Here is a 15,179-nt window from a genome sequence, read left to right on the forward strand (position 1 = left end):
GCCTACACTGGCGCCTGATTTCCGTCTCCCGCCATGCGCATCCACACCCTCCGCCAGCGTCTGCGTGACCTGGGCGCCAAACCCATCCACGAGCAGCGCGTGCTGCGCCTGTGGTCTCAGGCTCTGCCGCAAGACAGCGGGCGCCGCCAGTTGCAAGACTTCCTGCCGCAAGAGGTGCGCGAGGCCTTGCCCGAACTCGTGGCCGAACTGGAAGGCTTGGCCCGTTTGCGCTCGCAACACCCCGGCGACGATGGCTCCGCCCGCCTGCTGGTGGAGCTGGCCGATGGCCAGATGGCCGAGAGCGTGCTCCTGCCGCGTGACGGCCTGTGCGTTTCGACCCAGATCGGCTGTGCCGTTGGCTGCGTGTTCTGCATGACAGGCAAGGAGGGCCTGTTGCGGCAGATCGGCAGCGCTGAAATCGTCGCCCAGGTGGCACTGGCCCGTACGCTGCGGCCGGTCAAGAAGGTGGTCTTCATGGGCATGGGCGAGCCTTCGCACAACCTCGACAACGTGCTGGAGGCCATCGACCTGCTGGGCACGGTCGGCAACATCGGGCACAAGAGTCTGGTGTTCTCCACCGTTGGTGATCCCCGGGCTTTCGAGCGCCTGCCACAAGGTCGCGTCAAACCGGCGCTGGCCTTGTCACTGCACTCCACCAAGGCCGATGTGCGCGCCGAACTGCTGCCCCGCGCCCCTCGCATCACACCAGAAGAGCTGGTGGAAGAGGGCGAGCGCTACGCCCGCGCCACGGGCTACCCCATTCAGTACCAGTGGACCTTGCTGGACGGCATCAACGACACGCAAGAGGAGCTCGACGGCATCGTGCGCCTGCTCAAGGGCAAGTACGCCCTGATGAACATGATTCCGTACAACGACGTGCCGGAGTTGCCTTTCCGTCGCCCTTCGTGGGAAAAGGCCGCGGCCATTGCCCGCAGCCTGCACCAGCGCGGCATCCTGACCAAGCTGCGCAACTCAGCGGGGCAGGATGTGGACGGCGGCTGTGGCCAGTTGCGAGCCCGTCACGCCGGGACGGCGGGCCGCAAAGTGGTGCCGATTCAGCGCGAGCAGTCCAGGCCGTAACGACGCTTCAGCACCGGGGCATCCTGGGGCGCGTGTTTCTTGACCTGCGCACAGGTGATGAACTGGCCGTGCATGGTCTTCTTGACCTTGTCGGTGTACATCCAGTCCACGATGTTTTCGGGCTTGAAGGGGTAGCTCATGCGGACCTGCATGCGCTGGAGGGTCACCGGGACCGTGGCCACATAGCCCACATAGCCCTTGTCGGTCTTCTCGATGGGCTGCAGCCAGATGAACTCTTGCAGCTTGCCCTCTTTGACCAGCACGCGCACGGCCACGTTTTCATAGCGTTTCTCGTCACCCGTGGCGGCCACCTTCAGCACCTCGTTCGCTGTGGCGCGCCCCTTTTTCATTGCCGTCTGAATGTGTGGCTCGTTCGGGTCGATCTCCAACTCCGAGCGAGATTCGGCGGGTGCGGCCGATGCAGGCGCGGCACTCGCGGCCGGGGCCACCGGCTTGCGGTCCTGGGCCCAGGACGCCGAAGCCGTACACAACAGGGCCGAAGCCAGCAAGGTCAGGGAAAGATGGCGCATGAACACAGACTCAGGCAGTGAAACAACCGGGCCAGTGTAGGAGGGTGCCGGCGCGGCCTTGCTAGGGATCATCACCCGGATCGCACCGCAGGGCCCCTTCATTTGAGGGGCGTGTCACAGGCCTCTGCCCGCGGGCACGCTCAGCCCAGGTTCAGGGCGCCGATGCAGCAGGTGTCGGTGTGGCCGGTGCCCCCATCGGCGGCGGGGTGGTCGTCACGCCCGGCTCGGTGGTGGGGCGCGTCCCAGGGGCTCCGCTGGGCACCGCTTCGCTGGCCGATACAGCCGTCGGCGCCACGCCACTGGCTGCGGGGGGCGCGGCGCTGGCGTTCACGTCAGCCGATGACACCGGCTCGTCGCCCACGATCACCTCTTCATCTGCGGCACTGGCCGCGCTGGCAGCCGGCGCTGTCTGCAAGACACCGCCCAGCCAGTCATTCATGCGTTTGAGCACATCGGGGTCATGCTCTCCCAACTTCAGGCGCGCATCGATCACACGGTTGCGCAGCGCGTGCTGGAACACCTCACCCACGATGGGCAGCGCACTTTGCGCACCGCGACCCCAGTAGTCGCTGCGCAGCGTGATGCGGTTGTCATTGAAGCCCACCCAGGCCCCTGCAACCAGTTGGCCGTGCATCATGATGAACCAGCCATCGGTGTTGTTCTGCGTCGTGCCCGTCTTGCCCGCCAGGTCGGCCCGCAAGCCATAGCGGCTGCGAATCGCCGAGCCCGTGCCTTTGTCAATCACGCCGCGCATCACATCCAGCAAAGTGGCGTCCACCTCAGGCGGCAGCACCACCTTCGGTTTGGGCATGGCAAATTCTGCCAACACCTTGCCATCGCGGTTTTCGATGCGGCTCACAAAGCGCGGGGCAATGTAGCGCCCGCCGTTGGCCATCGTGCCGTAGGACGTCACCATTTCATACAAGGTGACCGGGCTGGTGCCCAAAGACAAGGACAGCACCTTTTCCAACGGGCTATCGTTCACACCCATCTTGCGCGCCAGGTCAGCCACCTTGTCGGGCCCCACCTGCTGCATCAACTGCGCCGTGATGATGTTCTTGGAGTAGACCAAGCCGCTGCGCAGCGTGATGTCGCGGCCACTGGGAGGGCGGCTGTCCGTGGGTCGCCAGACATCCCCACCGTCGGTTTCGATCTCGATGGCCTTGTCCGGCAGGGTGTCGGTGGGCTTGGCGCCCTGCATGAACGCCGCCGCATACACAAAGGGCTTGAACGTGGAACCCGGTTGCCGACGCGCTTGCTGCACGTGGTCAAACTGGTCTTGCTGGAAGTCGCGACTGCCCACCCACGCCTTGATCTCGCCCGACTGCGGGTTCAGCGCCATGAAGCCGGCTTGCACCTGCGTTTTCTCTTCCTTCAGCGCCTTCATGAAGGCCGCATCGCCGGTCAGCCGAGCCATGGCCTCCGAGTCCGTCTGGCCGGCCTCGCGGGCCTTTTTGTACGTGCTGGACTCGCGCACAAAGGTCTGCACGCTGTCCAGGTCGGTGGACCACACCGATGAAGGCGCCCATGCGCTGTCTGCCACCGACTGCAACTGACGCCCCTGGCGTTGCACCGCCAGGGTGGCCCACTCCTGCAGACGCGAGTCAATGGTGGTGTGCACCACCAGGCCATCTGCATAGATGTCGTAATCGTTCTGGTCGGCCCACTCAATCAACCACTTGCGCAACTGTTGCATGAAGTGGGGGGCTTCGCCTGGCGCCTCTGTCTGACGCTCGAAGTCCAGGCGCAAGGGGCGCTTCTTCAGGCGGTTGAACTCGGCCTCGGTCAGCTCCCCGCGCTTGAGCATCCGCGACAGCACCGTGTTGCGTCGCTGCTCCGCGCGCTCGGGGTTGAGCACCGGGTTGTAGTAACTGGTGCCCTTGAGCATGCCGATCAGGGTGGCACTCTCCAGCACGTCCAGCTTGCGCGCGGGCTTGTCGAAGTAGGTGCGCGCGGCCATCTCGATGCCGAAGGCGTTGTACAAGAAAGGCACCGTGTTCAGATAGGTCTCCAGGATCTCGTCCTTGGAGTACAGGGCCTCGATCTTGAGCGCGGTGATGGCTTCTTTGAGCTTGCGGTTCAAGGTGGGCGCACGACCGATTTCTTCGGGGTAGAGGTTGCGTGCCAACTGCTGCGTGATCGTGGAGCCGCCTTGGCGGTCGCCGCCAAAGGTGCTCAACGCTGCCGACGCGGTGCGCCGCCAGTCCAGCCCGAAATGCTCATAAAAGCGGTGGTCTTCGGTGGCCACCAGTGCCTTGACCAGGTGAGGCGACATCTCGTCGAGCTTCACCCAGGCGCGGTTGGCCCGCTTGAACACGGCCATCTCATGGCCGTCGGCCGACAGGATGCGCGCCGGCTCGGTGATGCGGGCCTTGCGGATGTCGCTGATGCTGGGCGTGAAGGGAATCAGCAGCAGCACGTACAGCAGGCACAAGGCCGGGAGCGCGGCGATGCCCCAAAGAATGCCACGACGTGTGGGGTGCCGCAGTTGTTGCAGCAAACGGCGCAGCAGGGGAGCCGCCAGCGCCTGAATCCGGGCCAGGTCCAGTTTCATCGAAAGGGTGTGAGATCAGAAGGGGTGGGCCATGCGGCGAGGCCCATGGCCCTGCGCCGATCCCGGTAGGGACTGTAACGTGTTTGGGGTGCGGCCGCCGCAGCGCACCTCGCCAGCCGATCAGGCCAGAGGCGTGGGGGCACCGAACAAAGTCATCGCGCCAGCGGTGAGGATGGCGGCGCTCAACCAGGCGCCGATGCGCTTGAGCAAGCCGACATCGACCGCCCGACCCTGCTGCGTGGGGCTGCCGCCAAATCCGAAAACAAACGCGTGAGCGGGCAGGGCAACGAACAACAGCATGCCCAACACCATCCACAGGCTACTGGAGGCGCCCGGATCGGTGAACAGCGGCCACAGCAAGGGCCAGGACATCGCGGAGAGGCAACCGGCAAGGGCCGAAGTGAGAACAGTGGGCGTGATCTTCATGGACGACTCAAAGGAGGGCGCTTGCACGGTGCGCGCCCTCCGGAAAGTTAACACGAAGCGATGGCCCCGCCCTCACGACCTCCGAAAGATGCCCAGCTTGCCCAGAATGAAAATCAGCAGTGCCGCGCCTGCGATCGACACCACGAAGCGCAGGATGCCTCCGGTGGGCGCGATGCCCAGTACCCCGGCGATCCAGAAGCCCAACATGGAACCCACCACGCCCACCAGCACGTTGGCGATCCATCCCATCTGAGCATCGGTCTTCATGACCATGCTGGCCAGCCAGCCGACGATGCCGCCAATGATCAAAGAGATGATCCAACTCATGTCTGTACCCCCTTCAGTTGCTGAAAACTGCTCGGCGGTGCGCCCGGACGGGGCGAACGCGGCACTGCCCGAGCGCCTTAACGGATCACTTTTCCAACCATGCCCATGATGTCGTCCAGCGGATTGCCATCGCCGTTGAGGTCCAGCATCGAGGCGAGCCCGCCGGAACCGGCCGCGCTCTGACCGCCGCCACCGCTGAGCAGGCCACCCAGTAGCCCCCCGAGCCCGCCGCCCAGCAGGCCGCCCCCCTCGGTGGGGACTTGCTGCGCGGCCGCCGCTCCGGCACCACTTTGCTTGGCCATGTAACCGGTGACCAGCATGGCCAACATGGGCAGCATTTTCTTCAGCAAGGAGGGATCAAGTCCGGACTGTGCCGCCGCGTTCTGCGCCACGGCCCGGCTGACGTCCTTGGAACCAAAGATCTGCCCGAGGACGTCGTTGCCGCGACTCACCTCCGTCGGCTGAGGGCTCAAGACCTGGTCGAGCAGGCCACTGCCGCCCAGTTGACCAAGCAAGCCCCCCAGACCTTCGAGGCCACCGGGCTGCGACTGCGCCTGCTTCTTGAAGCCGCCCAGAATGGCGGGGGCCAGCGCCTCGGCGGCGCTCACAGCCTGGGTCTCGCTGACGCCCAGCTCCTTGGCAATAGACTGGAGGCCGCCCATCTGGGCCAGCATGTCGGTGATTTGCATGTGCCTGCTCCTGTGTGGGGTGTGTCGCTGCCGGCTCAGTCCAGCAGGTCTTGAGGCACGTTACCGCCATTGGCGGCGATGCGCGCCAGCACCGTCTTGTGCAACCAGACGTTCATCTTTGCGGAGTCTTCCATCAAATCCGCCGGGCAGGCCAACTCCTTGGCCAGCTCCTTGCGCGCAGCCAAGCTGCTGTCGATCTCAAGGAGTTTGAGCAGGTCGACAATGGAGGTTCGCCAGTTCAGCTTTTGCGAATTCGCGGCCGCTCGCTGTTCGAGTTGCGCGACCACATCAACGAGTTCGATCGGTTGAGGCGCAGCTGGCGGGGCACTGGCGGGCGTGGCGGTCGTCGCCGCTGGAGCTGCGGAGGTCGGCGCGGCGGTGGGTGCCGGAGCGGCTGCGGCGCTGTCCTTGCCGATGCCGAGCTTCTGAAGAATGTTGCTGAAAAATCCCATGCGTCTCTCCCGGAGTGGTTGATTCGAAGGTCAGCATCGTCCTGCCGGATGACATGAACATGTCACCTCTGGACGATGCATCGTACAGATTTACAGCAGTTTGTCGACCCGGCACGGGCCTTTCCTGGCGAAGGCAGCGAAGAGAGTGGGGCCGGCCGTGTCAGGGCCTGCCACGCGCTCACTTGTTTTTCAGCTTGCCCTTAGGCATCACAGACGTCGTCGGGGCAACGGGCCTGGTGGAGGGGCTTGACGATTCCTTCGGCGGAGCAGTGTCCTTCTTGGGCTTCTTCGTCATTTTGTTGCTGTGTTGTTCGCCTTTGGCCATGATGTGCTCCTGATTGAGCGCTCAATGTAACCGCGATCCTGCGCCAGTGTTGACATGGCGATGCCCTGGCACCGTGGGCTCAGGCAAGCCTTGTCGCGATCGCTATGCTTTGCGTGCGCTACGGCCTTGGGAGTGCCTGCAGCATGGCCACACGGTTGCCTTCCGTGTCAAGAAATGAAACGTAGGCCCCGATCCCCGGTATGGTCATGGGCTCGCCGAGAACCGTTCCTCCCGCTCTTTCAACCTTTGCGATGGAGGCTTGGATGTCTGCTACGGCGATGACCACCGATGGGTGCTGAGCTGGCCAATCTGGCTTCTTCTCAAAGAAGCCGCCATTGATTGCCCCTGCTTGAGTGGGCCGTCCGTTTGCAACCTCACAGGTGTCCGCAACGACATAATTGCTCATGTTGGGGCCGAGTGCCTGCGTCTGCCAGCCAAAGGCCGTGCCATAGAAATCAGCTACTCGGGCTGCGTCTTCATACGGCATTTCAAAGTGGACGACTGGATCCATCTTTCGCTCCTTCATTTCAGAGACATTGGTGATCGTGGCCGGGCGGCCTGTCCAATTTCAAAACTGGAGTCCGCCCAGCTCAGCTTTAGGCATTGCAGCACTACGGAATGTGCATGCGACAACGTGTTGGGGGAGGCTCCGGTACAACATTGCAAGCTTCAAACGCCTCCTGCTTGATGCCGCCACGAACAGTCCTGTATGGCCCGAAACAGTCGATGCTTTCCATGTACAGGCGCTGCCAAGTGTCCGCGCCGATCCAAATCTGAGCCACCGTGCCGATCCAATATTGAGCCAGGGCTGGTAGCCGACCAAAGGGTGGTCAGCTGTGGATAAGTGTAGAGCCTTGCCGGGTTTTGAGCCCTTCGGCTGGCTTGGTTGATCATCAAGGGGGAGGCCGCGCAGCGGCTTCCCCCTTTGCTTTGCGTGTCAGGCCTTGCCCTCTGCCGCCGCCTGCATCCGAGACTGCTCTCGTGCCTTGATGCGCCTCTTGGCCGTGCTGGAACTGTGCAGGAACCGATGTGACTCGTTACCCGTCTCCAGGATGTGGCAGTGGTGCGTGAGCCGGTCCAGCAGCGCCGTGGTCATCTTGGCATCTCCAAAGACGCGCGACCATTCCGCGAAGTCCAGGTTCGTCGTGATCATCACGCTGGTGTGCTCGTATAGCCGGCTGAGCAGGTGGAACAGCAGCGCACCGCCGGCCTGGCTGAACGGCAGGTAGCCCAGCTCATCGAGGATCACCAGGTCCAGGCGCAGCAAGCTCGTCGCGATGCGTCCGGCCTTGCCTTGTGCCTTCTCTTGCTCTAGCGCGTTGACCAGATCCACCGTGGAGTAAAAGCGCACGCGCCTGCCATGCTTGGTGATGCCGGACACACCGATGGCCGTGGCCAGGTGGGTCTTGCCGGTGCCAGGCCCGCCCACCAACACCACGTTGTGCGCCACTTCTGTGAAGCCTGTCTCTGCCAGCGTGTGAACCAGCTTGCTGTCAACGGGTGACACAGCGAAGTCGAACCCAGCCAGGTCTCGATGCACAGGGAACTTGGCTGCATGCATCTGATGGCTCACCGAGCGCATGGCTCGGTCTGTGGCCTCGGCCTGCAGCAGGTGTTCAATCAACCACCGTGCCTCCTCTGAGCCCGTACTGGCCCCTTGTTCGATCAGGTCCAGCCAGGCGCCCGCCATGCCGTGCAGGCGCAGTTGCTTAAGCTCTGCGGCGATATCACGCATGGTTGATCTCCTCCGTGCCGCCTTGCCCGCGCAAGCTGTCGTAGCGCGCCGTATTGGCCAGTGGTGCCACTGTCGCCTGCAGACAGGTCTGCGCATCCTCTGGCGTGGGCGCAGGATTGAGCCTGCTCAGGACATTGATCACATGCTCGACGCTGACCTTGCCAGACGGTGGCGCGCTCTCCAGCGCCAACTCCACTGCTACCAGCACCGCATCCAGGCCAGCTGTGCTCACAATGGCCAGTACCTGCGCCATGACACGGTCGCCACCAGCCTGGCGCAGCAACCCTCTGCGTAACTGCTGCAAGGCCGGAGGGAGGTCGGCGAAGGGGGCACCATTGCGCAGCGCACCGGGCTTTCTTTGCACCAGCGGGATGTAGTGCTGCCAGTCATAACGGGTCTGGCCTCGGTCAGTCAATCGCTCGTGCTGCGCCACCACCTCATCGTTGGCCACCACGACCACCCGCGTCGGGTACAGCCGGGTGCTGACCATCTGCCCGGCCAACTCGCAGGGCACAGAGTAGCGGTTGCGTGCCACTGAGACCAGGCAGGTGCTGGTCACCCTCGCCGGGCGTTCCACATAGCCGTCAAAGGGCTGAGGCATCGACATCAAGTGGGCACGTTCATGCTCCAGCATCTCGGCCACGCTGAACTGCTGGTGCTCTGGATGGCGAACTTCGGCCCACAGGCTGCGGCAGCGCTCGCCCAACCAGGCATTGAGCTCGGCAAAGGAGCCAAAGCGCTGCTTGGCTGCATCGATCCAGATGCGCCGCCTGCTGTCTTGCACGTTCTTCTCGACGACGCCCTTCTCCCAACCACTGGCCACGTTGCAGAAGTCGGCGTCGAACAGGTAGTGCGCACACATCACCGCAAAGCGGGCGTTGACCACTCGGCCCTTGCCCTTCTTGACCTGGTCCACGGCCGTCTTCATGTTGTCGTAGATGCCCCGACGGGCCACCCCGCCCAGCGCCGCAAAGCTGCGCGTGTGCGCATCGAACAGCATCTCGTGCCCCTGGCTGGGATACGCCACCAGCCAGAACGCACGGCTGGCACACAGCTTCATGTGCGAGACCTGCAGCCGGTAGTAAATGCCGCCCACCACCAGGCCTTCTGTAAGCGTCCGACGGCCACCCTCTAGCCAAGGCGTGATGGCAGCGTGAAGATCGCGTCCACTATGGAGAAGATGGTGGACGCGATCGCAAAACAAGACTCAGACGCCAAGACAGGCGTTGTGGGTGTACGCAAGCGGCGGACGTACAGCAAACAGTTCAAGGCCGAGGTGGCGGCGCAATGCCTGATGCCCGGCGCATCGGTGTCGGCGATTGCCCTGAGCCATGGCATCAACGCCAACGTGATTCGCAAGTGGCTGCCGCCAGGGCCTGCGCCCATGGCCCGTGCGCCAGTGCTGTTGCCGGTGATGATAGAGCCCGATGCACCACCTGCACAGCCAGCAGCCACGCAGCCCATCGAACTGAACATCCATGGCGCCACCCTGTGCCTGCCGCCTGGCTTTGCCGCGCAGGATCTGCGCAGCATTCTGCAAGTGCTGCGCTCACTGCCATGATCGGATTGCCTGCTGGCACCCGCGTCTGGCTGGCTGCAGGCCACACCGACATGCGCAAGGGCTTCGATGGTCTGGCTGCTGTGGCACAAGAGATCTTGCTGCAAGACCCGTTCGGCGGCCATGTCTTCGTCTTCCGTGGCCGGCGAGGTGACATCATCAAGTTGCTGTGGTGGGATGGACAAGGCCTTTGCCTGCTGAGCAAGCGCCTGGAGAAGGGCCGCTTCGTGTGGCCGCAGGCCGATGGCGGCAAGGTCAGCCTGAGCCCGGCGCAGTTGTCGATGCTGTTGGAGGGCATCGACTGGCGCATGCCAGAGCGCACCTGGCGACCAGAACGTGCAACCTGAATCTGGTTGACATCGCATCTCCTGTGGCGTGATCACTGTCGCTTGGGCACAGTATCGTCATGCCACACGATCCGCACCCGCATGACCACTGCGAGCTGTCTCGCCAGTTGCGCGACAGCCGCCAGGAACTGGCCCATGCCAAGCTGCTGATTGACAAGCTCAAGACCGAGATCGCCTACCTGCGCCGCATGCACTTTGGCCGCAGCAGCGAGCAACTCGATGTGGCCGCACAGATGGAACTGTTGGCACCCGCGACAACGGTGGAGCCACCAGCGGCCAACGACGAGCCTGAAGGTGGTGCCAACAACCGCAAGCGCTCACGCAAAAGCCGCCAAGGCCTGCGCGACTTGCCAGCCCATCTGCCACGCGAGATCGTGGTGCACACGCCCGATGCGGGCTGCGCTTGCGGCGCCTGCCTGGACGCGCTGCGCCCCATTGGCCAAGACGTCAGTGAAGTGCTCGACTACCTGCCCGGTCAGTTCAAGGTCATCCGCCATGTGCGGCCCCGCCTGGCCTGCCCGGCGTGCGACAGCATCGTACAAGCCAGTGCGCCCAGCCGTCCGCTCGATCGTGGCATGGCCGGCGCCGGCCTGCTGGCCCATGTGCTGGTGAGCAAGTATGCCGATCACACTCCGCTGTATCGCCTCTCGCAGATCTATGCCCGTCAGGGTGTGGATCTGGAGCGCTCGACCCTGGCTGACTGGGTGGGGGCAGCGGCTGCGTTGCTCAGCCCCTTGGCGCAAGCCATCGGCCGTCATGTGCTGGCCGCCGCCAAGATCCACACCGACGACACGCCGATCCGGGTTCTGGGTGGCCAGGGTCAACAGGCACGCACTGGGCGATTGTGGACCTATGTGCGCGACGACCGCGCCAGCGGTGACGCCAGGCCACAGGCTGTATGGTTCCAATACTCCCCCAATCGCAAAGGCGAGCATCCCAGGCGTCACTTGGCCGGCTTCAAGGGCATCGTGCAGGCAGACGCCTTCGCGGGCTACGACCGGCTGTTTGACAGCGGCGAGATCATCGAGGCCGGCTGCTGGGCCCATGCCCGGCGCAAGTTCTACGACGTACACATGCAGCAGCACCAGCAGCCTGGCACCTTGGCCCACCAGGCCCTGCTGCGCATCGCCCGAGTGTTCGCCATCGAAGCTGACATCCAGGGAGAACCACCTGATGAGCGACGAAGGCAGCGACAGCAACGCACCGCGCCCATCCTGGCAGACTTGCACACATGGCTCATCGAGACGCAGGCAAAGCTGTCTGCCAAGTCACCGATGGCACTGGCCATCGGCTACAGCCTGAGCCACTGGCGGGCACTCACGCGCTTCGTGGACGATGGTCTCATGGAGGCGCACAACAACATCGCCGAGCGATCACTGCGCGGCGTGGCCATCGGGCGCAAGAACTACCTGCATCTGGGCTCGGATGCGGGTGGCGAGCGAGCCGCCATCGTCTACACGCTGCTGGGCACGGCCAAGCTGCATGGGATCGATCCGTATGCCTACTTGCACCAGGTGCTGACACGCATTGCCGATCATCCGATCAATCGCGTTGATGAGCTGCTGCCGTGGCGGCTGTGCCCGCCGCAGCAAGCCACACCTGAACAACGCCAGGCGGCATGAGCGAGCGGACCATCGGCACAATGTGGGCCATGGTCACCTCATCGAACAGGCCCTCACTCAAGCTCGTGGGGTCACCCACCAGAAACATCAAAGTGCTGCAACTCAAGGTCGAGTTGCAAGGCGTGCGCCCCAAGGTCTGGCGGCGCGTGTTGGTGCCATCGAGCATCCGCCTGCCCAAGCTTCATGTGGTTTTGCTGCGTGCCATGGGGTGGGACGGCGGGCATCTGCATGAGTTTGAGTTCGCCGAAGGCAGATATGGCGTGCCGGATCCAGATTGGCCCGATGAGTCGCTGGACGACGAATCCAAGGTGACGTTAAACAAGGCACTCGGCTACAGCGCCACGTTCAACTGGACATATGACTTCGGCGACAACTGGACTCACAGGATCAAGGTCGAGCGGGTCGACACCATGCCCGCCGAGCTCAAGCTGCAGTTCCCCATGTGCCTGGCAGGCGCTGGAGCCTGCCCACCTGAGGACGTGGGTGGCGCCCCTGGCTATGCTGACTTCTTGCAGGCCATCGCCGACCCGACGCATCCGGAGCATGACAACATGACCGCTTGGATCGGGCGCCCCCTCGATCCCAATGCCTTCAACGTGCAGGACGTCCAGGATCGCTTGTATGAAATCAAGCTCTAGCTGACCAGTCGTGCGCTGCCCAGTTGGGCCTTGGTCGGACGCTTACGGCCTTCTTCGCTCCAGTCGAACTGGAATGCCTCGCCCAACTCGAACGACAAGGGCACGAAGGCTCGCGTCGCTGCCGCTTGGCCCTCGCCTTGGCGCCACAGGCGGATGAAGTCCGTCACGCGGCTGTAGCCGCCTTCGTAACCTGCCGATTTGAGCTCGCTGTACAGCGCCCGCGCCGTTCGGCGCTCGTGCTTGGGCCGATGGGCATCGGCCTTGAGCGCCTGCTTGAGAACCTCGTGGAAGGCCGTCAACTTGCCCGGTTGCTCAATTCGCCGGTACTTGGGCTCGCCATCCAATGGCGCCTTGAGCCACTTGGCTATCGTGTTGCGCGACAGCCCCGTCATCCGCGAGATCTCCCGCTCTGACTTCTTGCCTCGGCTGTGCAGCCGCCGGATTCTGCCGATCATGTCCATGGTGATCACTCCTCGAACCCCGCTGCATCAAAAAGCAGCAGGGTAGGTTGAACACCTGGCTCAGTTTTAGGTCGGCACACACCTCATAAGTGGCTCAGTTTTCGGTCGGCGCCAACACGCAGGGGCGTAGGGCACCAACGGCGGCCATAAAAATGCCGAAGGCATGGCCGCTGTTGGCGTCCACGTTGAACTTACAGTTAGACCGCGCAGCCTGACCGTAGCGCTGGACAGTTGCGGCACCATTGTTGTACAATGTTGCGTACAACAAAGGAGCCCTCCGATCATGGATGCCATCTCGTACTCTTCTGCTCGTGCCAACTTGGCCAGCACCATGGATCGCGTGTGCGAAGACCATGAAGCCCTCATCATCACTCGCAACGGCCAACAGTCCGTTGTGATGCTCTCCCTTGCTGACTTCACCGCCCTTGAGGAAACAGCGTATTTGCTTCGTAGCCCTGCCAACGCCAAGAGGCTGATGGGCGCTATTGAGCAGTTGAACGCTGGGGCTGGCGCAGAACGAGAGTTGACCGAATGAGGTTGATCTTCGCAGATGCCGCATGGGATGACTACCTTTACTGGCAACAACAGGACAGGCGCATGGTTGAGCGCATTAACAAGCTGATCAAAGAAGCACAGCGCGAACCTTTTGCAGGTATCGGCAAGCCTGAACCTTTGAAGCATGCGCTGGCTGGATATTGGTCTCGGAGAATCACTGACGAACACCGCATGGTTTACAAGATTGACGGCGATTCAATGCTGATTGCCCAATTGCGCTACCACTATTGACGCGGTCTAACGAACTAGTTAACTGGCGCCGGAGCCCCGCAGGGGCGCAGGGCACCAACAGCGGCCAATAAAATGCCGAAGGCATGGCCGCTGTTGGCGTCCACGTTGAACTTACAGTTAGGTTTTTGACCATTGGCACGCCCTGGAAACACACGACGGCTGAGGTTGAGGTGAGGGCGGGCCACGGTGGATGCTTGATGCTGCTGCCAAGATTCCAGAGAGTGTGACAGACACGCCAGCTTGGTTGAAGCACTCAAACCGGTGAAGTTCGATTGAGACTTGAGGCGGCGCCCGGTGGACGAGCTGGCTGCCAGTGAAACGCCAAACCTCAAGATGCGAGTAGACGCTTGAACGAGCACGGAAGCTGCGCTGGCGAACATCAGTGTTCCCGCGTGGGAGTGGCGCAGACAGATGCGCCAACTTTGCCAAGCAAAGAAAGCAACTTCGGAACGATAAATGATTCTCGCGTGCTGGATGTGTGAGCTTGCACCCCTTTTGACATTTGGCAGAGCCTTTGCACCGAGTTACCTGAGCGGGAATTTAAACGGGACCTAACGCCCTGGTTAACCGGCGCCGGAAGCCGAAGGCTGGAGGGCACCAACATAAGCCATGAAAATGCCGAAGGCATGGCTTATGTTGGCGTCCGCGTTGAACCCACAGTTAGGCTGGGGAGCGTAGTGGAAGGTGGCGGCAGGCATAACTCCTTGGATTGGTGCTTGAGGATAACTGCCTAGCGGCTAACGCGGCCAGAATGAAACTTGTTGAGGTGCCAAGCCAGAACTATTGCTGGCAACGACACGACTATTTCAAATAGAAGAATCGTTGTAAAGCGCATCAATGCGGCGAGTCCACTATCGGTGGCTAATGATTCAGGCAGTGTGGCAAGTGGAAGAGCCAGAAGTGAGGAGCAGCCAAGAAGAAAGGCCCGCTGCGAATAAGGTTCGCCGAGTTCTGTGTCGCGTATCCAGGCGAAAAGCATTCTGGTGAGTGCGGAAAAAGCAGCCAGCCATACCAACAAGATGACTCCAGCAGCTACGCCTTTAACCATAGCCAAGCCAAATAGAGCCGCGATAAGACCACCCCCAGAGAGAGCCAAAGCTCCAACAGAAATGAGAGTTCTACTAAGGTGGACTGGCATGTTTTGGAGAGCTAATTCGCCGAACTACTAGTAGCCTAACGAACTAGTTAACTGGCGCCGGAGCCCGAAGGGCGCAGGGCACCAACAGCGGCCAATAAAATGCCGAAGGCATGGCCGCTGTTGGCGTCCACGTTGAACGTACAGTTAGGTTTTTGACCCTTGGCACGCCCTGGAAACACACGACGGCTGAGGTTGAGGTGAGGGCGGGCCACGGTGATTGCTTGATCGGGTTTAATCGAGCACTTTTCATCTGTTGACGGACTTGCTTTTTTGCTCTTCGATGTAATCCAGCCATTCCTGCCTCGCTTCCTTTGTGAGGAGGATGTAGTAAACAGAGAACATGCTCTCCATAAAGGATATGTTCTGCCCCTTGAAGACGGAGAGAGATAAATTCGAAATCACCTTGCTCATAGTTAGCAAGAAGGTGGTAATAATGCCAAATGAGAAGCTGTATTTAGAAAATTCGATGACCTCAATGTCGTCCATCGGTTTCCATGTAAAGGTGGAAAAG

The 15,179-nt window shown here is 62.1% G+C and carries 17 protein-coding genes and 2 pseudogenes; 7 read left to right on the top strand and 12 right to left on the bottom strand.

Translation table 11 applies throughout. The features are described from left to right. Positions 1 to 33 precede the first annotated feature (33 nt). The gene (locus AC3WW4_RS09290; RefSeq protein ID WP_488828137.1) at positions 34 to 1,080 is read left to right on the top strand and encodes an RNA methyltransferase; all 1,047 of its coding nucleotides are present in this window, start codon (positions 34 to 36) and stop codon (positions 1,078 to 1,080) included. On the opposite strand, the gene AC3WW4_RS09295 is transcribed toward AC3WW4_RS09290, so the two are convergent. From AC3WW4_RS09295 to istA, 10 genes and pseudogenes are all read right to left on the bottom strand, one after another. Further along, on the bottom strand, positions 1,056 to 1,610 hold the full coding sequence (locus AC3WW4_RS09295; RefSeq protein ID WP_488828138.1) for a DUF2314 domain-containing protein: 555 nt from the start codon (positions 1,608 to 1,610) through the stop codon (positions 1,056 to 1,058). The genes AC3WW4_RS09290 and AC3WW4_RS09295 overlap by 25 nt on opposite strands. Positions 1,611 to 1,761: 151 nt before the next feature. Then, on the bottom strand, positions 1,762 to 4,164 hold the full coding sequence (locus AC3WW4_RS09300; protein WP_488828139.1) for a penicillin-binding protein 1A: 2,403 nt from the start codon (positions 4,162 to 4,164) through the stop codon (positions 1,762 to 1,764). A gap of 120 nt (positions 4,165 to 4,284) precedes the next feature. After that, a complete protein-coding gene (locus AC3WW4_RS09305; protein WP_488828140.1) occupies positions 4,285 to 4,590 on the bottom strand; it encodes a hypothetical protein in 306 nt (101 codons plus the stop codon). A 72-nt stretch (positions 4,591 to 4,662) separates the two neighbouring features. Beyond that, positions 4,663 to 4,917 (bottom strand): GlsB/YeaQ/YmgE family stress response membrane protein, encoded by a 255-nt coding sequence (locus tag AC3WW4_RS09310; protein ID WP_488828141.1) that lies wholly within the window; start codon positions 4,915 to 4,917, stop codon positions 4,663 to 4,665. A gap of 77 nt (positions 4,918 to 4,994) precedes the next feature. Further along, entirely contained in the window at positions 4,995 to 5,606 is a 612-nt protein-coding gene (locus AC3WW4_RS09315; protein WP_488828142.1) for a DUF937 domain-containing protein, read from the bottom strand. Between the two features lie 35 nt (positions 5,607 to 5,641). Continuing rightward, a complete protein-coding gene (locus AC3WW4_RS09320) occupies positions 5,642 to 6,058 on the bottom strand; it encodes a DUF3597 domain-containing protein (protein WP_488828143.1) in 417 nt (138 codons plus the stop codon). A gap of 178 nt (positions 6,059 to 6,236) precedes the next feature. Beyond that, complete coding sequence (locus AC3WW4_RS09325) at positions 6,237 to 6,383, bottom strand: hypothetical protein (RefSeq protein ID WP_488828144.1); 147 nt, start codon at positions 6,381 to 6,383, stop codon at positions 6,237 to 6,239. A 118-nt stretch (positions 6,384 to 6,501) separates the two neighbouring features. After that, positions 6,502 to 6,894, bottom strand: coding sequence for a VOC family protein (locus AC3WW4_RS09330; protein ID WP_488828145.1), 393 nt, complete (start codon positions 6,892 to 6,894; stop codon positions 6,502 to 6,504). 426 nt (positions 6,895 to 7,320) lie between these two features. Continuing rightward, on the bottom strand, positions 7,321 to 8,118 hold the full coding sequence (gene istB / locus AC3WW4_RS09335) for an IS21-like element helper ATPase IstB (RefSeq protein ID WP_488826812.1): 798 nt from the start codon (positions 8,116 to 8,118) through the stop codon (positions 7,321 to 7,323). Next, positions 8,111 to 9,226, bottom strand: a pseudogene (istA, locus tag AC3WW4_RS09340) (IS21-like element ISJsp3 family transposase); the annotation flags it as partial. The gene istB and the pseudogene istA, both read right to left, overlap by 8 nt. A gap of 45 nt (positions 9,227 to 9,271) precedes the next feature. Between istA and AC3WW4_RS09345 the strand changes: the two are divergent. The 4 genes from AC3WW4_RS09345 to AC3WW4_RS09360 are packed head-to-tail and all read left to right on the top strand — an operon-like array spanning position 9,272 to position 12,283. Next, positions 9,272 to 9,679 carry a transposase gene (locus tag AC3WW4_RS09345; RefSeq protein ID WP_488826795.1) on the top strand — a complete coding sequence of 136 codons (408 nt, stop codon included), beginning with the start codon at positions 9,272 to 9,274 and terminating at the stop codon, positions 9,677 to 9,679. Then, positions 9,676 to 10,023 (top strand): IS66 family insertion sequence element accessory protein TnpB, encoded by a 348-nt coding sequence (gene tnpB / locus AC3WW4_RS09350; protein WP_488826797.1) that lies wholly within the window; start codon positions 9,676 to 9,678, stop codon positions 10,021 to 10,023. The genes AC3WW4_RS09345 and tnpB overlap by 4 nt, the downstream gene beginning before the upstream one ends. A 59-nt stretch (positions 10,024 to 10,082) precedes the next feature. Further along, positions 10,083 to 11,645 carry an IS66 family transposase gene (gene tnpC / locus AC3WW4_RS09355; protein ID WP_488826798.1) on the top strand — a complete coding sequence of 521 codons (1,563 nt, stop codon included), beginning with the start codon at positions 10,083 to 10,085 and terminating at the stop codon, positions 11,643 to 11,645. Then, the gene (locus AC3WW4_RS09360) at positions 11,642 to 12,283 is read left to right on the top strand and encodes a plasmid pRiA4b ORF-3 family protein (RefSeq protein ID WP_488826799.1); all 642 of its coding nucleotides are present in this window, start codon (positions 11,642 to 11,644) and stop codon (positions 12,281 to 12,283) included. The genes tnpC and AC3WW4_RS09360 overlap by 4 nt, the downstream gene beginning before the upstream one ends. A 47-nt stretch (positions 12,284 to 12,330) precedes the next feature. On the opposite strand, the pseudogene AC3WW4_RS09365 reads toward AC3WW4_RS09360, so the two are convergent. Then, positions 12,331 to 12,744, bottom strand: a pseudogene (locus AC3WW4_RS09365) (IS21 family transposase); the annotation flags it as partial. A 283-nt stretch (positions 12,745 to 13,027) separates the two neighbouring features. Between AC3WW4_RS09365 and AC3WW4_RS09370 the strand changes: the two are divergent. Continuing rightward, positions 13,028 to 13,279: a type II toxin-antitoxin system Phd/YefM family antitoxin gene (locus AC3WW4_RS09370; protein ID WP_488828146.1), complete on the top strand. Its 252-nt coding sequence runs from the start codon at positions 13,028 to 13,030 to the stop codon at positions 13,277 to 13,279. Further along, a complete protein-coding gene (locus tag AC3WW4_RS09375; protein WP_320362330.1) occupies positions 13,276 to 13,530 on the top strand; it encodes a Txe/YoeB family addiction module toxin in 255 nt (84 codons plus the stop codon). Before AC3WW4_RS09370 ends, AC3WW4_RS09375 begins: the two co-directional genes overlap by 4 nt. A gap of 1,384 nt (positions 13,531 to 14,914) precedes the next feature. Here AC3WW4_RS09375 and AC3WW4_RS09380 read toward each other — a convergent pair. Next, positions 14,915 to 15,154, bottom strand: a complete 240-nt coding sequence (locus tag AC3WW4_RS09380; protein ID WP_488828147.1) for a hypothetical protein — start codon at positions 15,152 to 15,154, stop codon at positions 14,915 to 14,917. Positions 15,155 to 15,179: the final 25 nt, after the last annotated feature.

This window comes from Aquabacterium sp. TM01, assembly GCF_057808345.1.